Origin of the sequence: Leucobacter sp. 7(1) (assembly GCF_900163635.1) — a bacterium.
Classification (GTDB): Bacteria; Actinomycetota; Actinomycetes; order Actinomycetales; family Microbacteriaceae; genus Leucobacter.
Window position 1 is genome coordinate 1 of the sequence record NZ_FUID01000011.1, and the last position, 20,155, is coordinate 20,155.

At 67.0% G+C, this 20,155-nt stretch carries 19 protein-coding genes and 1 tRNA gene; 12 read left to right on the plus strand and 8 right to left on the minus strand.

The genetic code is table 11. The annotated features are described in order from the left end of the window. The first annotated feature begins 454 nt into the window (after nucleotides 1-454). From FM113_RS02630 to FM113_RS02640, 3 genes are all read left to right on the plus strand, one after another. On the plus strand, nucleotides 455-1,684 hold the full coding sequence (locus FM113_RS02630) for an MFS transporter (RefSeq protein WP_087011220.1): 1,230 nt from the start codon (nucleotides 455-457) through the stop codon (nucleotides 1,682-1,684). Between the two features lie 152 nt (nucleotides 1,685-1,836). Continuing rightward, nucleotides 1,837-3,024: a glycosyltransferase gene (locus FM113_RS02635; RefSeq protein ID WP_254908837.1), complete on the plus strand. Its 1,188-nt coding sequence runs from the start codon at nucleotides 1,837-1,839 to the stop codon at nucleotides 3,022-3,024. A gap of 2 nt (nucleotides 3,025-3,026) precedes the next feature. After that, entirely contained in the window at nucleotides 3,027-4,241 is a 1,215-nt protein-coding gene (locus tag FM113_RS02640; RefSeq protein ID WP_087011224.1) for a glycosyltransferase, read from the plus strand. Nucleotides 4,242-4,262: 21 nt separating this feature from the next. Here FM113_RS02640 and FM113_RS02645 read toward each other — a convergent pair whose 3' ends face one another. Continuing rightward, nucleotides 4,263-4,895 carry a CHAP domain-containing protein gene (locus FM113_RS02645; protein WP_176387054.1) on the minus strand — a complete coding sequence of 211 codons (633 nt, stop codon included), beginning with the start codon at nucleotides 4,893-4,895 and terminating at the stop codon, nucleotides 4,263-4,265. Between the two features lie 325 nt (nucleotides 4,896-5,220). Here FM113_RS02645 and FM113_RS02650 point away from each other — a divergent pair. The 7 genes from FM113_RS02650 to FM113_RS02680 all read left to right on the plus strand — a co-directional run bounded on the left by FM113_RS02650 (nucleotide 5,221) and on the right by FM113_RS02680 (nucleotide 12,665). After that, nucleotides 5,221-5,305: transfer RNA gene (locus FM113_RS02650), tRNA-Ser, on the plus strand. Between the two features lie 273 nt (nucleotides 5,306-5,578). After that, nucleotides 5,579-8,422, plus strand: a complete 2,844-nt coding sequence (locus FM113_RS02655; RefSeq protein ID WP_140393270.1) for a hypothetical protein — start codon at nucleotides 5,579-5,581, stop codon at nucleotides 8,420-8,422. Then, the gene (locus FM113_RS02660) at nucleotides 8,419-9,102 is read left to right on the plus strand and encodes a hypothetical protein (protein ID WP_087011228.1); all 684 of its coding nucleotides are present in this window, start codon (nucleotides 8,419-8,421) and stop codon (nucleotides 9,100-9,102) included. The genes FM113_RS02655 and FM113_RS02660 overlap by 4 nt, the downstream gene beginning before the upstream one ends. Next, the gene (locus tag FM113_RS02665) at nucleotides 9,099-10,004 is read left to right on the plus strand and encodes a hypothetical protein (RefSeq protein WP_087011230.1); all 906 of its coding nucleotides are present in this window, start codon (nucleotides 9,099-9,101) and stop codon (nucleotides 10,002-10,004) included. Before FM113_RS02660 ends, FM113_RS02665 begins: the two co-directional genes overlap by 4 nt. A gap of 52 nt (nucleotides 10,005-10,056) precedes the next feature. Continuing rightward, nucleotides 10,057-10,878, plus strand: coding sequence for an alternate-type signal peptide domain-containing protein (locus FM113_RS02670; protein ID WP_087011232.1), 822 nt, complete (start codon nucleotides 10,057-10,059; stop codon nucleotides 10,876-10,878). Nucleotides 10,879-11,001: 123 nt separating this feature from the next. Further along, complete coding sequence (locus tag FM113_RS02675) at nucleotides 11,002-11,793, plus strand: signal peptidase I (protein ID WP_087011235.1); 792 nt, start codon at nucleotides 11,002-11,004, stop codon at nucleotides 11,791-11,793. Between the two features lie 2 nt (nucleotides 11,794-11,795). Then, nucleotides 11,796-12,665 (plus strand): hypothetical protein, encoded by an 870-nt coding sequence (locus tag FM113_RS02680; RefSeq protein WP_087011237.1) that lies wholly within the window; start codon nucleotides 11,796-11,798, stop codon nucleotides 12,663-12,665. Here FM113_RS02680 and FM113_RS02685 read toward each other — a convergent pair. After that, entirely contained in the window at nucleotides 12,618-13,859 is a 1,242-nt protein-coding gene (locus FM113_RS02685; RefSeq protein ID WP_087011240.1) for a pyridoxal phosphate-dependent aminotransferase, read from the minus strand. The two genes, FM113_RS02680 and FM113_RS02685, sit on opposite strands and share 48 nt — an antisense overlap. 78 nt (nucleotides 13,860-13,937) lie before the next feature. On the opposite strand from FM113_RS02685, the gene FM113_RS02690 reads away from it, so the two are divergent. Continuing rightward, entirely contained in the window at nucleotides 13,938-14,288 is a 351-nt protein-coding gene (locus tag FM113_RS02690; protein WP_254908838.1) for a TIGR02611 family protein, read from the plus strand. 55 nt (nucleotides 14,289-14,343) lie between these two features. On the opposite strand, the gene FM113_RS02695 is transcribed toward FM113_RS02690, so the two are convergent. From FM113_RS02695 to upp, 3 genes are all read right to left on the minus strand, one after another. Next, entirely contained in the window at nucleotides 14,344-15,057 is a 714-nt protein-coding gene (locus tag FM113_RS02695; protein WP_087011242.1) for a DUF4870 domain-containing protein, read from the minus strand. A 109-nt stretch (nucleotides 15,058-15,166) separates the two neighbouring features. Continuing rightward, nucleotides 15,167-15,877: a winged helix-turn-helix domain-containing protein gene (locus FM113_RS02700; RefSeq protein ID WP_087011244.1), complete on the minus strand. Its 711-nt coding sequence runs from the start codon at nucleotides 15,875-15,877 to the stop codon at nucleotides 15,167-15,169. A gap of 315 nt (nucleotides 15,878-16,192) precedes the next feature. Beyond that, entirely contained in the window at nucleotides 16,193-16,825 is a 633-nt protein-coding gene (gene upp, locus FM113_RS02705; protein ID WP_087011246.1) for a uracil phosphoribosyltransferase, read from the minus strand. Between the two features lie 59 nt (nucleotides 16,826-16,884). Here upp and FM113_RS02710 point away from each other — a divergent pair, with 59 nt between their 5' ends. Continuing rightward, nucleotides 16,885-17,319 carry a nucleoside deaminase gene (locus FM113_RS02710; protein ID WP_087011288.1) on the plus strand — a complete coding sequence of 145 codons (435 nt, stop codon included), beginning with the start codon at nucleotides 16,885-16,887 and terminating at the stop codon, nucleotides 17,317-17,319. A 29-nt stretch (nucleotides 17,320-17,348) separates the two neighbouring features. Here the strand turns inward: FM113_RS02710 and FM113_RS02715 are convergent, their stop codons facing one another. Genes FM113_RS02715 through FM113_RS02725 form a run of 3 tightly spaced genes read right to left on the minus strand, consistent with a single transcriptional unit; the run spans nucleotide 17,349 to nucleotide 20,120 of the window. Next, complete coding sequence (locus FM113_RS02715) at nucleotides 17,349-18,443, minus strand: ABC transporter ATP-binding protein (RefSeq protein WP_087011248.1); 1,095 nt, start codon at nucleotides 18,441-18,443, stop codon at nucleotides 17,349-17,351. Next, nucleotides 18,433-19,278 (minus strand): ABC transporter permease, encoded by an 846-nt coding sequence (locus FM113_RS02720; protein WP_087011251.1) that lies wholly within the window; start codon nucleotides 19,276-19,278, stop codon nucleotides 18,433-18,435. The genes FM113_RS02715 and FM113_RS02720 overlap by 11 nt, the downstream gene beginning before the upstream one ends. Beyond that, complete coding sequence (locus FM113_RS02725; protein WP_087011253.1) at nucleotides 19,275-20,120, minus strand: ABC transporter permease subunit; 846 nt, start codon at nucleotides 20,118-20,120, stop codon at nucleotides 19,275-19,277. Before FM113_RS02725 ends, FM113_RS02720 begins: the two co-directional genes overlap by 4 nt. Nucleotides 20,121-20,155: the final 35 nt, after the last annotated feature.

Below are 20,155 nucleotides of genomic sequence, written 5' to 3' on the forward strand. Positions count from 1 at the left end.
CAGAACACCAACCCAAACCACAAGCCCAGGCCCAACCCCAGGCCCAGGCCAAACCGGGGAGGGACCGCGAACCACCGCACCCGTTCTGAGCGCATGGCCACACGCCACACGCCACGCGCCACACCTCGCGCCACGCGCGCGTGAGCGACTCGCGTGGAGTGTAGGGATGCATCGCCGGAGATCTCCGGCCGGGCCAGTCCCACGCGTCCATAGACTCGGGTCAGGTGCGAGACGGACGCGACTGGTTCGAGCTGGTTCGAGACGGACGCGACTGGATCGAGCTGGCTCGAGCTGGACCGAGCCGAATCGAGCCGGACCGAGCCGAAGTGCAGCTGCGCGAGCCAGAGAGAGTCGGCCGAATCACCGGAGGGCTCCCGGGGCCTTCGGTGCTGGGTGCCGCCACGCACGAGCCTCACCATCGTCGGGCCCATTCCCGGACTACTGTGGAAGTGATATGTCGAAGCCCACACGAGACCTCCTGCTCCGCATGGCGCCCAGCATTTACGGCCCCACGGTCCTCTTCACCCTGGGGCAGAGCGCGCTGGTACCGTTCATCCCGGTGATCGCCGTGGGCATGGGGGCTGGACTCGGCCTATCCGGTCTGATTGCCTCAGCTCTGGTGGTGGGGCAGCTGGTTGGTAACCTCCCAGCGGGCTGGCTCGTGGCTCGCTCGGGCGAGCGCATTGCGATGCTTGTCGCCACCGCGGTCGCGCTGCTCGGGGCTGTGGGGGTGGCGATGGCCCCCACAGTGAGTCTCTTGGGTATCGCGGTGTTTGTCATCGGCTTCGCCGGGGCGACCTTTGGCCTCGCCCGGCACTCGTTCATGACCACGCGGGTTCCGGTGGCCTTTCGGGCCCGCGCGCTCTCGCTCATTGGGGGCTCCCACAGGCTCGGTCGATTCGGCGGGCCATTCCTCGCGGCCGGGCTGTTTGCGCTCACGGGAATTGCCACCGTGCCCGTATGGGCGTTCGCGGGTTGCCTGGTGCTGACCGCCGCGCTCGTTGCCTTCGCACCCGATCCCGAACGGGTGCTCCCCGTCCAGGTCCCCAAGGAAGAACCCGAGCCGCGCACTGCGGGCGTTCGCGCGGCGGTGCGCCACAGCCGTGCCCCGCTCGCACGCGTGGGCGGATCCGCCGCCGTGCTCTCCGGGCTCCGCTCAATCAAGGACGTATTCTTGCCGCTCTGGGCCGTGTCGATCGGCATGGACCCCGCGGGCGTCGCGCTTGTCGTTGGCATCGCCGGTACCGTCGACTTTGCGCTGTTCTACACGAGCGGTCAGGTGATGGATCGCTTCGGCCGGCTCGCCGCGGCGCTCCCGGCCACCGTGGGAATGGCGGTCGCCTTCTTCGTGCTCGCGTTCACGCACGACCTCCCGAACGCCTCGGCATGGCTGATCGGCTGCGCCGTGGTGATCGGAATCGGGAACGGGCTCTCGAGCGGGATCGTTCTGACGCTTGGCGCCGACCTCGCGCCGCAGACGGATCCTGCCGCGTTTCTCTCCGCCTGGCGCACACTCGTCGATTTCGGGGGAGCAGCTGCACCGCTCGCGGTTTCCGCGATCGCGGCGGCCTCCCTGCCCGTCGCAAGCGTGGCTGCGGGCGCGCTCGCAGTGCTCGGTGCCGCCGGCTTTGCGCGCTGGGTGCCGCGCTATATTCCCCGGTCCCGGCCCGAACGTTCCGGATAACCGGAGTACTCAGGTACCGTTCCCCTCACCTTTCGGTACCGAAGAACCCGAGTTTTGGCCGATCACCCCGGAAACCCGTGAGTGATTGCCTAGACTGAATGCTGTTCGCCCACCGGCGTACATTCCCATCAGACGAAGGACTCCCGCACACCGTGAGCACTCCCGATCGCCCGGCCCCGCTTCGCATCCTGATCGGTTGTGACACCTTCCTGCCCGATGTGAACGGCGCGGCCCGATTCGCCGAGCGTCTTGCTGCCGGGCTTGTGCGCCGCGGCGAAGACGTACACGTCGTCGCGCCCGCAACTAGGCGAGGGCGCGATGGCAGCTTCGTGGAGACCATCGAGGGCGAGCAGATGACGCTCCACCGATGGGCAAGCTGGCGCTGGTACCCCCACGACTGGCTGCGCTTCGTGCTGCCGTGGCGCGCGCGCGGCTACGCGCGCAAGCTTCTCGATACGGTTCAGCCTGACGTGATCCACATTCAGTCACACATCGTCGTCGGCCGTGCCCTCGCCAAGGAAGGCGCGAAGCGCGGGATCCGGATCGTCGCAACCAACCATGTGATGCCCGAGAACGTGCTCGATTTCACGCTGCTCCCGGAGCGCCTCAAGCGTGTTTTTGTGCGCTGGGGCTGGCGGGACGCGGATCGAGTACTGAAGCGCGCCGCTGAGGTCACCACGCCGACCCGCCGCGCGGCCGACTTCCTCGAGCGGAACACGCACCGCCGCGGAGTGCTGCCCGTATCCTGTGGCCTGCGTGCCTCGGACTACACCGCGGACCTGACGCCGCGCCGCGAGAACCGTCTCGTATTTGTGGGACGCGTGACGCTCGAGAAGGAAATCGACGTGATTCTGCGGGCCATCCCGCGTGTCGATCCAGCGCTCAACGTGAGCTTCACTGTCGTGGGCGACGGGGACCAGCGCAAGCAGCTTGAGAAACTCGCCACCGAGCTCGGGATCCGGGAACGTGTCCGGTTCACCGGCCGCGTCACTGACGCCGAACTTCGAGCAGAGCTCACTCAGGCGAGCATCTTCGTGATCGCATCGATTGCGGAACTCCAGTCCATCGCCACGATGGAGGCGATGGCCTCGGGCCTGCCCATCCTTGCAGCCGACGCGATGGCGCTCCCGCACCTCGTTCATGAGGGCGAAAACGGCTACCTCTTCCAGCCCGGCTACGACCGGGAACTCGCGGAGCGCATCGAACACGTTCTGCGCCTGTCGGCCCCCGAGTTCCAGGCAATGCAGCGGGCCTCCCTGGAGGCCGTCCAGGTGCACGACATTGACCGGACACTCGACACCTTCGAAGCGCTCTACCGCGGCGAGACCCCCGCGAGCTGATCGTGCACGTCCTCGTAGTCACCGACCAGCATCCCGACTCGCTGGGTGGCGTGCAGGTTGCGATTCGCCTCCAACGACAGGAACTCGAACGGCTGGGCCACCGCGTCACTGTCGTTGCCCCCGCCTTGCACCGGCCTGGCTACGCTGTTGCCACCGCGGATCACGGCGGCTACCTGAACCTCCCGTCCCGGCCCATCACCGCCGACCGTGAGTACGGGGTGAGTTGGCCGGGAGCACGCACCGACCGGGCGCTCGCGGCGGCCCTCAAGAGCCTCCCACCCGTCGACCTCGTCCATATCCAGGGCGACTTCTGGGGTGCGCTGATCGGGATTCGGGCCGCACGCGGCCTACGCGTGCCGATCGTGCACACGATGCACAATCACGTCGACGCCGGAACTCGTGCGGTCACGCCGTTCGCACCCGTGGCCTTCGCGGGACTGCGCGCGTGGCGGCAACTCGCACTGGGCCGCCCACGTGGCTCGGTGGATCCGCGCTCGCGCGGCGCGTGGCGCTACCTGGCCGAGATCGCGGGCGAGGCAGCCGTGGTGACGGCACCTTCCCAACACTTTGCCGCCGAGCTGATGTCGCACGGCGTTGCCGCGGAAGTCCTGGTCACCCCGGGCGGCGTCGACGATGCAGCGATTGCGCTCGCGCGGGCGGTACCTCGCGTGCCACGGTCACGACCGCAGCTCGTGTGGCTCGGACGCATGAGCCAGGAAAAGCGCATCCTCGAGTTCATCGAGGCAATCGGGCACTCGGGCATCGATGCGGATGTGGCGCTACACGGTGCCGGACTGCTCCTGCCGCGGGTGCGGGATCGGATCGCGCAACTCGGGATCGGAGATCGGGTGACAATCCCCGGACCCGTGCCCTATGCGGAGGCGCTCGGGGCGATGCGTCATGCGGACGCGCTCGTGCAAACCTCGATGGGCTTTGAGACACAGGGATTGACCCCGTTTGAGGCGGCGGCGCTGGGCACTCCCACGATCTACTGCGACGCGGAGATCGCGGACGATGTCGCGGTCACCCCGGAGTGGCGTGTGCGCGACGGCAGCGTCGCGGCGCTCGCTGAGACACTGCGTGTTGCGGTGCAGGACATCACAGCGGCCGAGCCGGGGGCGCTGCGGGTGCCGGATCAGGCTGCCGCCGGGTTCTTGCAGTCCGCGCAGTCGCGGGTGATGCTCCAGGCCTACGAGCGGGCGCTGCGCGCCGCGTAGCGGGAGAAGGAAAGCTCGGGGTTAGAAGCGCCAGACGGCTGCCTGGAAGCCCGAGGGGGGCTCCGGGGTCCAGTTCTTCTCCTGCGTGACCAAGCCGGAGCCGCCGGGGCTGTTCGACTGGACGATCGTGAAGGTGCCGTCCGTGTTCACCTCGGTGATCAGCACCGTGTGAACGCCCGTGACCCAGGAGGTTGGGGAGGAAGCGTATTCGTACTGGATGATGTCGCCCGGGCCAGCCGTCTCGAGTGTCATCCGAGTGGCGCCGGTGTAGTTTGCAACGGGATCGCCGCTGCCGTTCCAGGCACCGCCGCCAGCGCGGATCCAGCGCTGCGCCGACATGATGCACTCGCCCGGTTGGCTCCAGCCTGTCGGGCGGCTCGTGCCGATCTCACTCTCTGCAAGCGCGATCGTGGCCGCAACATCAAAGTTGTGGGGGACCTTTGCGACCTCTTCGATCTCAAGGACCGAGTCGATTGTCGCCCCGGCAAGCTCGTCCGTCGTGGTGTCGAGGGTCTGCGCCACCGTGGTGGTCGGGAGGACCGCTGCGACGGAGAAATCTTCGACCGGCGTGACCGCCACGGCCGGTGCCGCACCCAGTGTGAAGGTCACAGACGAGACCAGGCCCACAATGAATGCCTTGGCAGAAACTCTCACGCGTTTAACTCCGGGGGTAGTCCAATACAAAGCGCCGGGCAGGAGCCCGAGCGCCTCAACTAGTATGCGTTACCGTTCTGTTACTTACAAGTTATGAAGCTGGGAAATTCACATTTTCGACACGAAAATGGCGTGATTCCGCGGATCTGCGGGGTGAAAATTGTGCCTGAATCACTGGCGTTCGAACCCCGAATTTGGCCCGATAGTGGGGCGAAAAGGGAAGCGAGATGGCCAGGGACACGCCAGAACCTCCCCCGTGAGGTCGCTCGGTTCGGTCCTGGCCCGAGAACCCGCTAGACTAATGCGCGCTGGCTTGTGCCAGCGAGGAGGATTCGCCTAGCGGCCTATGGCGCACGCCTGGAACGCGTGTTGGGTTAACGCCCTCAGGGGTTCAAATCCCCTATCCTCCGCAGATTGCGAATGCCCCCTACTTCGGTAGGGGGCATTTCTGTTTCTCCACGGGCCCGCGCCGGGTACTCGTCAGCGGCGGCGCTTGTACTCAGTTGATGCCGCGCGCGCTGCGTAGACGCGCACCAGAAGCCACGTATCTTCCCCCGAAGACCCGCATTTACTACTCAGTCGAGTGCTGCAATGTCCCCGGGGCACCCCCCACTGATGCTTTTGCGTCTCAGGATCGTGTTGTAGCGAAACACAATGCAGCACTGAGGGGAATCGTCGAGATCATGCGCCATCGAGCGAAGCGTTGGGGGCGTCACAGCCTGGTGGGACGCGCAGTTTCAGATTCGCAGCCGCGGCCACGGCGGCGCGCCATTGTTGCGATGACGGCGGTGCTCGCGCTCGTCGTGAGCCCGTTCCTCTTCGCGCAGAGCGCGCAGGCGGCATCGTATGAGTTCCACATCAACTCTCGCGACGTTACCGCTGCGGCGCGCGACACCAACCCGGGCGACGGCGTCTGCCTCACCGCGGCAGGCACCTGTACGATGCGCGCGGCACTCGAAGAATCGAACAAGCTGAACCTCCCCGCCGGGAGTATCCGTATCGCCCCAGCTGCGGGCTTCTCCGGCAACATCGACCCTGTCGCGACGTCGTTCCAGGTCATGCGGGGATCCGCTGTTTCGAACCAGGACGGCACCGCGCACTTTGAGGTCACCGCCCCGGTCACGATCGACATGGAAGAGCGGGTGACCGTTGAAGCCACTCGCGACGCCGGAGGCGCTCTCTTCCACGTGAACGGCACGGATATCACCTTCCTGAACATGAAGCAGGCGCTGTCGGGCGAGAGCTCCTTCGTGATGGGCCCAAGCTCCAATCGGGTTGTCATCGACGGTGGATCGTCGGTGACGCAGGCTCACTACGGACCTGAGCGCTTTGTCGTGTTCCGCGAGGGCGCGAAGAACATCACGATCCGCAACTACCAGCTGCAGGGCTTCTACGACTCCGGCACGGCAACCGGCCTGTTCTACGTGAACGCGCAGAACTCGACGCCGGTCGAGAACATTGTGATCGAAAACGTGCAGGTCACTTACACCCGAGGTGGGTCCTGCACGGGGAGCGACGGATCCGGTTGTCGTACGAGTCTGCTGCAGTTCCTCCCGCGCAACCAAAACGTGGTTGTCGACGGGTTCACCTTTGCCGACTCCTTCGTCTCGAACCTCACCAATCAGGTCGCCTTCCCATTTACGAACGGGACCGCCGCGTCGTCGAGCGTGCGCGCATCCAACGTGAAGTTCACGGGCAACCGGTTCATCAACGCGCAGGGGCTTGGCACCGGCTGGCAAAACGCGTTCATCGCGCTGCCGATCGGCCAGATGGGCGGGGACAACGAGATCACGGGGAACACCTTCGTGCGCGCCACGAGCGGGCAAAACTTCGCGGTGGCCTGGAATGGCAACACCACAAGCGGAAGCGCGGGCAAGCTGCGTATCGCCAACAACTACTTCACTGGCTACACCGGCACCTCGGTCTACCTGCAGAACACCGGCACGGTAAACGTTGAGCAGAACACCTTCGGTGCGCGGAGCGCAAGCCAGGGACGACCCGGCATCGCCGAGGAGACTCGGGATGGCACGAGTTCGCTCCTGGACAACGGCACGAACGCGAACGGACGCGTCACAACCTGGTACCCGTCCAAGGACGCCGCGGTGCTCACCGCCGAGACGCCGGCGGGCTCGGTCCAGGTTGAGTCCCCGCTCCCCGAGGACGTCCCTGAGTGTGTCGCGACACTTGACGTCACCGCACCCACAGATGGTCCGTTCCCCGAAAACACGGTGGACCTGGACCTGTACTGGACACCGGATCGGACCGCTGAGGTCTATCTGGGACGGGTCTCTGAGCTCACCGGGAGCTCCGCAAAACTGTTGCTCGATCTCCCGGTCGGCCCCCAGGAGTTCCCGTCCACGGTCGTCGGGGAAACCGACACCGCCACGATCGTCGACGCCGACACCGGGCTCGGCAACGGGTACATTCGACTGCAGACAATTGGCAGCGAATCGCGACAGTCCTCGCAATATTCCCGCATGGTGGGGTTCAGCGGTAGCTGCCGTCCCGAGTTGACGCTTGAGCAGGCCACCGGCCAGAATGATCCGACGCTCGCACGGGATCTGCACTACACGCTCTCCTCGTCGCTCCCGCTGAACCCGGACTCAGTGACCGCCGACGCTGTCGACATTACGGCCGCGGCCGTCACCGAAACGATCGACGCGGGTCGCCTGAACCCACGCTCGGTCTCGGTGACGCCGGTGGCAGGAACCGCAAATCGAGAGTTCGAAGTCATCGCTCGTGTGGATGATTCGGCGCAGGTGACTGCGGCGCTCCAGGCTGAACAAGTGGCCAGCCTCGGGGGCCTCACCAACCGCGCCCCTGCAACAAGTGCGGACCCGAACATCACGTTCACCAACCCAGTTCAGGCAAAGCCAAGCTCTTTCACGCTGGTGACTGGCGAACCCGATGGGAAACAGTACGGCTTTGCGGTCGCAGCCGGTGCTCCGACGCCGGCGGCTGACCTGAACTTCGGTGCGACGCCGGATCAGGCGGCCACGGACTACCGTGTCGAGCTGTCAAGCCTCAGCGCCGTGATCCCCGCGGGCGCTACAAAATCGGAGCAATTGCGCGTGACCGCCGGTGACGGGGAAGTTCCTGCCAACACCCCGGTCTGGGTCGCGCACGAGCTCAGCTCAGAGGACCCGAACTATGACGGCCTCGTGGTCAACCCGTTGCTCGTCAAGCTCTTCTCCAGCGATCCCTCGATCAAGATCACGAAGCGCGCGTTCACCGACGTGGGGGACTCCTCCTCGCCGGCGCAGATCATGGCCACCGGTACGGAGGCCCTCGCCGGTACCCGCCTGACGGACGGCCAAGCCGTGTGCTTCGTGTATGAGGTATCGAATATCTCAGCAGACGACTGGGCAACGGTACTCACTGACGTCACCGTGACCGACACCGACGCCCAATTGGGTGAGACCGGGGTCATCGGGACGGTCCCGAGCCTGCCCATCGGTGGCAGCTCCCAGCTTTCCGCGTGCGGCTCCATGAAGCCCGTGGATACCACCGTTGGCGCCGGACGATGAGCGCCGGCACCGCACTGCGCGCGGCACGCCGCCGCGTCAGCGGACTGAGCTATCGCACAAAGCTGACGGCGAGCCTCGTGATCGCCGGAGTCGGAGTGCTCTCGGCGGGCAGCATGGCCTACGCTCTCTGGGGTGCGGATGCGACAGTGTCCGGCGGCACGATCGCGGCAGGCGACTTCGACCTCGAGTACGGGGTAGGCACCTGGCAGCAGATCACGGAGGGCGTTGTCACTCCGGCCGGAGGCATGCTCGTCGCGGGGACCAGCGGATTTCATTCGATGCCCGGTGACGTGATCGAGGTCCGTGTCCCGCTCACCACCACCCTGCGAGGCGACAATCTGAACGCGGGCATGCGGGTTGAACTCGGTGCCGGCGTCGCACAGGATCTTGAGGATGGCCGGCTCGCTGCTAGCTACCGGGTGGAGAACTCCGCGCAGGAGCCTGTCTCCGAGGAGACCGAGCTCGGAACGCCGGTCTCTGTTCCCGGTCTGGTCGGCAGCAGCGCCGGAGAGACGGCTCAGTGGACAGTCGTCGTCACCGTTTCGGTTCTCGGAGACTACCGCTGGACCGAGGTCGAGCCTCTGCGTGATCTTGACGCCTGGGCGCTCGACGGGGTCACGGTCTCGCTGGAACAAGCTCGATCCGGCGATGGGTTTGCCGAGGCGGGTGATGGCTCGTGAGGCACCGGACCCGAACCCTGCTCATCGCGGGGACAGTCGTGACGCTGATGGTCGGCGGGCTCGCCGCGAGTGCGCTGTGGAGTACCGGAGTGGGCGTCGATGTGCCGAGCGTCGCGCTCGGTGCCGTGCGCTTCGGCGCTGCCGCCGAGGGGCCGAGCGACGTCCGTGAGTTCTCAGACGGCGGCGCGCCGGTAGCTGTCACGCTTCCGGGGGCAACGGTGATTGAGGTACTCGAGCAGGACGCTGTCGGGGCGGAACCCGTGATTTGGCGCTTCAGCGCCAGCGGCACGGCGCTCGGCATCGCCGGGGTGAACTACGACGTGGCGGTGTCCGAGCAGGTGGGAGCTGAAGCGTCCCACGACCTCAGCTCAGGCCATGCCCGGCCCGGCACCGTGCTCGCATCAAGCACGCTGAAGGTGTACCGCGCCGGATCCGGCAGTGACTGTTCGGCCGTCCCGGCCACCCCGGAGACGCCGGAGGGCGAAACCCCACAGAACGTGATTGTCTACGACACGACCGACGTCGAACTGCAGGCACCCGGCACCGCCCGCGACGGCACGGAGACAGTCCAGGAGTGGTGCGCCGCTCTGAACTGGAACAGCGTCGACGACGGCACCTATGTGAACGATGTCCAGGTCGTCGGCACCGGGGAAGACGGGAGTGCGAATGGCGCTGCCGACCGGTGGCACGCACAGATCGGGTTCCCGCCCGCGCTGGAGAAGCTTGGCGAGTACCTCGCACGGGCGCTCGTGGAAGCCACAGCCGAAGACACTACCCGGGCACGCGCCAGCGCCAGTTGGGGTGCCGATATCTACCCAGACCCGTCGGGTGAGCCTGACGTAGTGATCACGCTTGATCCCATCGTGACCAACCTGAACCCCTCGGTCATCCCACGCGATTGACCGAGCACAGTAACCCCCCCCCCAATCCCCATCCCCAAAGGAGAAACACACTATGTCGAACACGAACCCTGAACAGATCCTCGTTGTGACCGAACAGAAGCAGCGACGCCGCGGTCTTGTCTGGGTGGCAGCTGGTGCGGCCGCCCTGCTGGCAGGTGGCACCACCTTCGCGCTGTGGAGCGCGTCGGACACGTTCTCCGGCGGCAACATCACCGCGGGCGATCTCAACATTGTGCAGCTCGCAGACACCTCCTTCTGGGATGTCTCGAACGACCGAAAGGACGCGACCGAGGTGGTAGGGGCCTCGGACGGTTCTCAGCTCGGTCACCTGGTAGACGATGTCAACACCTGGCGGATCGCCCCGGGGGACAAGCTCGCGGCCTCCTTCGAGACCACCGCAACCCTTGACGGCGACAACCTGGTTGCCCGCGTCGGCATCGATGGCCTGGACCGTATGGAAACCAGCATCACCGGAATGAACTACAGCTACGAGGTGTACTACGGCGACGAGCTCCTGGTGAGCGAGACCGTGCTGCCGAAGACCGCAGACGCACCGCTGCTGTACCTCTCGGCCCCCGCCGCGGGCCAGGAGTCCGGCGCAGAGGACGCAACCCACGGCATCCTCGGCTCGACAGCAACTGCGGTCGACGGCGCCGCCGCGCAGTCCGCAGTATTCGGTATGCCGGCAACTTCGGTTGACCTCAACGTCGTGATCTACGCCTCGTTCTACGAGGACAAGGACGGCGACTTCCGTTACCAGGACACGGACGTGACCGTCGAGGAGCGCACCGACGTTTCGATGCAGGACGCGCTGGCGGGCATGACCGTCTCGCTCTCGCAGGTCCGCGATACCGGCGCGCAGTTCGGCGCCTAAGCCCCTCCCTGGCCCTTGCGGGGCGGTCCCGGACTCCCGTCCGGCGGCCGCCCCGCACCCCCATTCTTCTCGGGGCCTTCGGCCCCTCTCCCACCCAGTTTTCGACCCTGAAAGGAGCGTACGGTGCGTGCCTTCGCCTCCGCCTGCGCGCCGCGCGGCCACTGGTCCGCGTCGCCGTGGCGCATCGCTGCCCGTGCGCTCGGATCGGCGTTCGCCGTCGTCGCAATTGTCGCACTCCTGGCGCTCGTCGTGGTGCCGCGGCTGCTGGGCGGAGATGCGCTTACGGTGTTGACGGGATCGATGGAGCCGACACTTTCCCCTGGGGATGTCGCGGTGGTGCGCGGCGTCGATGAGGCTGAGGTGTGCGCAGATGTGACTGTGGGCTCGATCGTGACGTATTTCCCCGAGGCAAACGACCCGAGCCTGATCACGCACCGCGTGGTGGGCAAGACAATTGGCACGTTCGATGACGGGACCTCCTGCCGTCTGATCACCCAGGGGGACGCAAACTCGGCCGTAGACGAGCCGGTATCTCCAGCTCAGGTGCGGGGCACATTCATGTACGGTGTGCCCGGACTCGGCTGGGTGCGGCAGTGGGCCGGGCAACACCCGGCACTGCTCGCCGGGGTCGCCGCTGTGGTTGTGGTCGGCTGGTTTGTCCTGGGAAGTCTGCGGAAGCCGCGCACCACCGTGGTTGCAGTGCCGCGCCCGGTCGGATCCACACACACCAACGTCCCGGCGGGTGACGGCGAGGATGTTCCGCCGCGCGAGCACGAGTTGCGCGAGCGCGAGTTGGAGTTGCGCGAGCGGGAGCTCGCACTGCGTGAACGGGAACTTGCCTTCGCGCTCGGGGCACACGAATCCGCGCCCGAGCGTACCAACACCCCTGACCTTCCTGTGCGAAACGAGGCCTGATCATGCGACTGTCGACCGAAGCGCAACATAATCGCGCTGCTGCAACGGTGCTGACCCTGGACGCGGGGAGTGGACTCTCGCCCCGTGCTCGGCTCATTGCCGGGCTCCTCACGGTCGCGCTCCTGCTGTGCGGGGGCATCGCACTCGCACTCGCAGATGCGCTCCCAACGCTGGGCGGCCGCGCGCAGAGTGTCACCGCTACCGGGTCGGAGACGATGCCCGCTCGACTCGACTCTGGTGCGGCTCAGCCCGGGGCGGAGACGCTGTCCGCAGCTGTGGTGGCTGCAGAGTGGGACGGCCCCGCCGTACACCTTGACTGGGCCGGTGCGGAGTATGCGCGGGCCGAGACGACATTTATCGGCGATCGCCGCGCCGCGCCGGGGGACCGGGTGGTACGCACACTCAATATCGCAAACGCGGGACCCGGAGACGGGGTCGCGGCGGTGACCTTCGATCTCTCCGAGATCGTGCCGGCTGGGGCGCTGAACCCTGACCTTGCGCACGACGTCACGCTGTTCTGGGACATCGCGGGTGTGACGGGGGAGGACACCTTTGCGGCCCTCAACCGAGGTGATCGGGTGAGTGTCGCCGAGGTCGCAATTGCGCAGGGCGCCACGGTCCCGGTCACTGTGGGATTTGCGATGGCGGCCGCAGTCGAGACTTCAAACGCGGCCGGGGCAGACTCGACGGTGCTGAGCTTCGACGTCGGGGTCAACCTGACAGGTGAGCGGGATGCCCCCGCGCCACCCGTGCTCGCGCTCACCGGTACCGGACTGCTCGCTCTCATCTGCATCGCGGCCGCACTGGCCCTGCTCGGCTTCCTGCTACTCGTGCGACGTCGGCGTCGCACCGAGGAAGCGGAACTCGCGTAGCCGCTCGACCGCGGTGCGGAGCGTCTCCTCGTTTTTCACGAACGTGAAGCGCACCCAGGGAGCGAGCGCCTCGGCGGTGACTGAGCCGGGTCGACAGAACGCGGACAGAGGGACGCAGGCGACACCAGCGCGGTGCGGCAGATCCCGGGCGAATGCAGCACCGTCGGGAATCTCCGGGGTCAGGAACGGGGTCGCGTCAGCGCACACGAAGTAGGTGCCGTCGGGGACGACGAGCGCGAAGCCAGCCTCTCGGAGGCCGGCCACGAGCATGTCGCGCCGTGCCGTGAGCGTGTCACGCAGCTCGGCGATATCCGCATCCCCCCGCTCGAGCGCCTGTGCGATCGCGGGCTGGAAGGGTGCACCGCCGGAGTAGGTGAGGAACTGCTTCACCGCGAGGACCGCCTCGATGAGTTCCGCGGGCCCCGTGACCCAGCCGATCTTCCACCCGGTGAGCGAAAACGTCTTTCCCGCGGATGAGATTGTGAGCGTGCGCTCCGCCATTCCACGGAGTGTTGCGATCGGCCGATGCACGTGACCGTCGAAGGTGAGGTGCTCATATACTTCGTCGGTGACGACAATCGCGCCCACCCGCATTGCGGCAGCCGCTACGGCCTCAAGCTCCGCCGCAGTGAGGACGGTTCCGGTGGGGTTGTGGGGACTGTTCAGGATGATGAGCCGGGTGCGCCTGGTGACCGCGGCCGCAAGCGCTGCCCGGTCGAGCCGGAACCCGGTATCGTCCGGCTGCAGCGGCACGGTGACGTGGGTTGCGCCGGCGAGCGCGATCACGGCGGCGTGCGCGTCGTAGAACGGTTCAAGCGTCACCACCTCGTCCCCGGTGCTCGCGAGCGCGAGCACCGTAGCCGCGAGCGCCTCGGTGGCCCCGGCAGTCACGAGCACCTCGCGCTCAGGATCAAGGTCGAGTCCGTAGTGGCGCTGCTGATGGGCGGCAATCGCGCGCCGGAGCTCGGGGATCCCGCGGCCGGGTGGGTACTGGTTCGCCCCCTCGCGAACTGCAGCAACGGCGGCCTCGCGAATCCACTCGGGGCCGTCCGCATCGGGAAACCCTTGCCCGAGGTTTGCGGCACCGGTGGCCTGAGCGAGCGCGGTCATCTCCGCAAAAATCGTGGGCCGAGTTGACCCGTCTGGGCCCATCAGGCCACTGGCCCGAGCCACTTCGCGCCACCGGAGAGTCATAGTGCCCAGTGTAGAAGATGGGCGCGGTGGGTGGGATCGTCCGGTGAGCGCACAGTTGTGAATCCTAGAATTATGCTCATGACCGACCCATACGCCGATGATGCCGAGCGTGCCCAGCGGCTGACTCGGGGCTTCGGCGCGTTCATGCAGCGGTGGCGTGGCCGGATCCGCCGCCGCCCGTGGCTGAACACTGTCTACCGCGTGATCGTGACGGCGCTCGGGATCGCGGTGGTCGTGATCGGGCTCATCCTGGTGCCACTCCCGGGGCCGGGTTGGCTTATCGTGTTCATCGGCCTGACAATCCTCGGCACCGAGTTCCACTGGGCGCGGCGACTGCTCGGCTGGCTCCGCCGAGTGCTGGCGCGTTTCTGGGAGCGTTGGAACACCTGGCGTGCGCAGCGCCGTGCACGCCGCACCGCGAGTGACTAAACACGACGACGGCCGGGTACCGCGCCGAAGCGCAGCACCCGGCCGTCGGATCCGGCTACTTGACCAGCGGGATATTGAAGATGAAGCCCGGCTGCTCACCGCGACGGAAGCCCTCGGGGGCCTTTGCTGCCGCGATGATGTGGAACACGAAGAGCACCACGGAACCGATGCCGAGGAGCGTGCCAAACAGCCAGCCCAGGACAGGGATCGCACCCAGAACCCAGGTTGCGATACCCACGCCAACGCGGAGCAGCGAGAAGTTCAGGTTGTCGCGGTGGTAGACGTAGGCCTGCTGGTTGCCCTTGTCTTTCTCCACGATGAAGAAGATGAGCGCCGGGATCCAGCTGAAGAACACCGACAGCCAGTAGTTCAGCGTGATGTTTGTCACCGGATCAGTGACGGGCTGCTGGTAGCCGAGCGGCGGCTGCTGTGTGCCGCCGGGAGGTGGGGTCTGGTAGGCCCCAGCCGCGGGCGGCGCTGCGTACTGCGGCGGCTGCACTGACGGCTGCTGCGGGGCCGAGTACTGCGGTGCCTGCGGGGGAGCCGTGGGCTGTTGTGGCGCGGCGTACTGCGGCGGCGGCTGAGGGGCCGTGTGCTGCGGCGGGACCGGAGGAGCCGGCGGCACAGGTGCCTCCGGCGCACCGGGGGCCTCGGGGGCGGCCGGCGGCTGCTCAGGCTGCTGCGCTACGGGATCGGCGGCAGGAACCGCGGGGATGGATTCGTCGCCAGCCGGCTGGCTGTCCTGTCCCTCGGGGGGCAGCGTGGTCATGGAAATCTCCTCTGTCCGTGCACGTCTGTTGTATGAGCGTACCGCAGCGTTTCCCCGCTGCCCAGGGGAAATTCCCGCGCGGTGCCGGGTGGTGCGTGTGCGATTCGGCCTAGTAGACGTCGGGGCTCGGGCCCGCCGTGTGCAGAATCGAGACGTCCGCGTGGCGGTCGAAGCGGTACCCCGTGCCGCGCACCGTGCGAACGATGTCCTGGTACTGGGCGAGCTTGACCCGCAGGCGGCGGATGTGCACATCGATGGTGCGCTCGCTGGGGGCCTCCTCGTCAGAGGCGTCATTCCACAGCGCGGCGATGATCTCCTCGCGGCTCACCGTGCGCCCCTCGCGGAGCACCAGGTACTGCAGCAGCTCGAACTCGCGGAACGTGAGGGCCGCGGAGATGTTATCGAGCAGCACGCGCTTCCGAGTGAGGTCGAGCACCACGCCGCTCGCGGCGCGATCCTGCTCTGCGGTCTCGTGCTGCTTCTGGCGTGCGTGTGCCGCGGGATCGCCGAGCGCGAGTCGGACGACGTCAACGTCGCGGCCGCCGGTGCCCTCGGGGGCGAGGGCCACCGCAGCGTACGTGTCGGCCTCGGGAGCGAGCTGGGCGACAAGCTGTTTGATCTGGGTGACGATCGCGCCGAGCCGGGGATCGCCGGCGGCGATCTTGTCCTCAGCGAGACCGACGTAGAGCGCGAAGCCGCGGATCTCGGAACCGGCGGGCACGTTGCGCTCCGGGGCGACGGCAGTCTGCGCGGCGGCGGTCAGTGCTGCCGAGGGGGCTGCGATCGTGGTGGCGGGGCGCTGGGTCTGGATGGTGCTCATGATGATGTCCTTGAGTGCTGTGGTTCTGGATGTGCCAGAACATCGCCACCGGAGTGGCGGGAATTGTGCTGATGTGAGCGAGCCGGAGGCTCAGAAGCTCACGAGAAGCGGCGAAACCGAAAAGCGGGTTCGCTGCGGTGAAAGCGCGAAATTGCGGTTCACATGCACATTCGACAGCGCACGACACCCTGACCGGCCATCATCATGCCGGAGTTCCCAAAGTTCACCTCGAAGGCGGACCGGGGACGAATGGTGTCATACATAAGGGACAGTTAAGCAATACATTGCGCCACGTGTCAACCCCGGGTGATGAAACTAGGCGGTGCCGTAGAGGCGGTCGCCGGCGTCGCCGAGGCCCGGAACGATGTATGCGCGCTCGTCGAGGCCCTCGTCGAGCGCGCCCAGCACGAGCGTGACCTTGCGGTCGCCCGCGGCCTCGCGGATCACCTCTACGCCCTCCGGGGTGCCGAGCACGCAGATCGCGGTGACGTCGTCTGCGCCACGATCGAACAGGAACTCGATCGCGCCGGCGAGCGAGCCGCCCGTCGCGAGCATCGGATCCAGCACGAAGCACTGGCGACCCGCGAGTGACTCAGGGAGCCGCTCTGCGTAGGTTGTGGGCTGCAGGGTCTCTTCGTCGCGCACCATGCCGAGGAACCCGACCTCGGCGGTGGGGACGAGCTTCACCATGCCCTCGAGCATGCCGAGACCCGCGCGCAGGATCGGCACGATGAGCGGCAAGGGCTCGCTCAGGCGCACGCCCGTCGTGGCCGCGACCGGTGTCTGGATCTCGTGCGACTCGACGCGCACCTCGCGCGTCGCCTCGTATGCGAGCAGGGTCATCAGTTCTTCGATGAGGAGTCGGAAAGTGGGCTGCGGCGTTTTCGCGTCGCGGAGCACCGTCAGCTTGTGGGTGATCAGGGGATGATCCGCTACGAAGACACGCATACGCATATTCTATTCCCGTGACCACCCGTATTCCGCCATCCGCCGCCGATATTGCCGCGATGCGCCGCGCGCTCGCAGAAGCCGAGCGCGCCGCCGCGGCCGGGGAGATCCCTGTCGGGGCGATCCTGCTCGGCCCGAACGGCGAGATCCTGGGGGCGGGTCACAACGCACGCGAGGCCGTCGCGGACCCCACGGGCCACGCTGAAGTGCTCGCGATCCGACAAGCAGCTGCGGCGCGGGGAGATCGCATCCTCACCGACTGCACCCTCGTGGTCACGCTTGAGCCGTGTGTCATGTGCGCGGGAGTCATTCTCGCCGCCCGGATCCCGCGCGTGGTGTTTGGGGCGTGGGATGAGAAAGCAGGGGCCGTCGGCAGCGTGTACGACCTGCTGCGCGACGGCCGCCTCCCGTCCCCCGTGCCCGAGGTGGTGGCGGGGGTCTGCGAGACCGAGAGCGTTGCGTTGTTGCGCGACTTTTTTACCGCCCGCAGGTAGGTGCGCCGGTGCCCCGGTCATATCTCCGGCTACAGTCGGGGCGCGACCGTGACCGGTTCGGGAGCGAAGCTGACCGAGACTCGGTCTCCTGCCTGGAACTCGGCATCGGCCCCGTGCTGGGCAGCGAGGGTGTGCCCGTCCTCGAACTGGACCACGGTGCGCCGGATCGGACCCAGGAAGCCGCTGGAGACCACGACTGCTGATGGTGTCGGGTCTGCCGACTCGGACTCAGACCAGCCCGTGAGGCGCACGTGTTCCGGGCGCACATACGCGGTGACCCGTGCTCCAGTGACGCTCGTTGAACCCGCGGGCGCGGCGAGCACGGGCAGCTCGGTGCCGCGCAGTCGCACCCCGGAACTGGCAAGCTCGCCGTCGATGCGGTTCGAGAGCCCCACGAAATCGGCAACAAACGCGGATACCGGTCGGCGATACAGCTCCTCCGGGGTGCCGAGCTGCGCGATCCGACCTCCCTCCATTACCGCGACTCGGTCTGAGATCGCGAGCGCCTCCTCCTGATCGTGTGTGACGAACACGGTGGTCATGCCGAGTTCGGTCTGGATCGCTCGGATCTGCTCGCGCAGCCGCACACGCACCTTCGCGTCGAGGGCCGAGAGCGGCTCATCCAGCAGCAGCGCGCGTGGCCGGGTGACCAGTGCGCGGGCGAGCGCGACGCGCTGCTGCTGACCCCCGGAGAGCTCGTGCGGGAAGCGCTGGGCGAGGTGGCTGAGGCCGACGATCTCGAGCATCTCACCCACCCGGGTGCGGCGCTCGGCTGGGGGGACTCGGCGCATGTCGAGACCGAACTCCACATTCTTCGTGACGGACAGGTGGGGAAACAGTGAGTACTGCTGGAACACCATGCCGATATCGCGCCGATTGACGGGCACGTTCGTGACTTCCTCCCCGCCAATCAACACCCGCCCACCGGTGACCGGCTCGAGCCCCGCGATGCAGCGCAGCGCGGTCGTCTTGCCGCACCCCGACGGTCCGAGTAGGCAAATCAGCTCGCCAGGGGCAAGCTCCAGATCGACGCCGTGCAGCACGGTTGTGCTGCCGTAGGTCTTCGTGACCCCGTCCAGGCGCACGGCCTGACCGGTGGTGATGCGGGGCGACTCAGCTGACACGGGTGGGCTCCTCGGAAAGTGAAGGTGTGGGGCGGCGTGTACGGCGTCGCGGTGGGCCGCCCGTCGCGCTCACAATGAGCAGCACGACAAAGACGCCGACGAGCGAGAGCAGGGAGATTGCGACGGCGACAAACGGATCTGATTTTGATACTTGAAGCAGCGCGGTCTGCAGGGTGATGCGGTTGAGCAGCGATGAGACGGTGAACTCACCGAGCACGATCGCGATGGTGAGCAGCGACGCCGCGAGCAACCCGCGGCGCACGCCAGGAGCGATGATCCGAACGAGAACCGTGCCCCATCCGGCACCCAGAGACCGCGCCGCTTCAGCGCGCACCCTGGCGTCCATGCCCGCCAAGTCGGACGCGATCGCCCGGTAGACGAACGGCAGCACAAGCACCCCGTAGGCGAAGCACAACGTCCACACTCCGGAGCTCACCGACTGGCCGATCACACGATAGATCGGCGCGAAGCCGACGACAAGCACGATCGCGGGAATCGCGATGGGGAGCACGGTGAGGAGGTCGAGTCCGCGCTGCAACCGCGGGAACCGCAGATGCACGAGCACGATTGTCGGGAAAAACACGAGCAGCACGATCCCGAGCGTGAGCGCCGCGAGCACAAACGAGTTCCCGAGTCCTTCGAACAGGACCCGGTACGTGCGCTCCTTCTCCGGATCGAAGAGGGCAAGCCAGTGCTCGGGGCCATAGCCTCCCGCCGTGCGGCGCAGCGTGAACTCGAGCATCGCGACGAGCGGGATCAGGAACGCGCCGCCGATGACCCCGATGACTGTGCGCGCGAGGGCGGGGGACGGCCGTCCCGGCGTCCGTGCGGTCATCGCTGCCACCGTGCGGCGCGGGCCATGAGCCGACCATACGTGAGCATCACGACGGTCATCACGAGGATCATCCCCAGAGCGAGCACCCCCGCTGTCGCGGCCTGGCTGGCCCCGGTCTCACCGATGAGGGCTGCGCGAATCTGGAGGGGTACGATCTGGGACCCCTGACTGATCAGAGCCGCGGCGGTTGCGTAGGAAGAAAACGCGTTCGCAAACAGGAGCAGGAGCGAACCGAGGAACGCCGGTGCGAGAACCGGGAGGCCCACGCGGCGCCAGTACGCGCCGCTTGAGCCGCCGAGGGTGGCGACAGCCTCCGACCAGTCCGGACGCAGCGCAACAACGGCGGGGAGGAACGTGATGACCATGAGCGGTACCTGGAAATACAGGTACGGCAGGATCAGGCCGGGGAGCTCATAGAGCCACACCCCGCCGGCGAAGATATTGAGGTCGAACTGATCGCGCAGGATCACGGTGACGATGCCCTGGATGCCGATAGTTGCGATGAACGCGAACGCGAGCATGACGCCGCCGAACTGGGCGAGCACGGAGCTGGCGGCGTCGACAACGCGGCGGAGCGGGCCGCGCTCCGGAAGGGCCGCGAGCGCCCAGCACACTATTGCGCCGATGACCGCGCCGAGCAGCGCGGTGAGCGCGCTGACCCAAATGCTCGCGGAGAATGCGGCGAGGGTGTTCGGCTGGGTCAGCACGGCGAGGCCGTCGAGGGTAACACCCTGTGCGCCGGTGAACCCGCTCGCGATCGCGATCAGGGTGGGAACGGCGAGAAACAGGAGGACGTAGGCGGCAAACGGGGTGAGCCCGAGCGCCGGGAGTAAGCGTTTCATGAGAGAAGAGACAACGGTGCGGGGGCACCACCGGT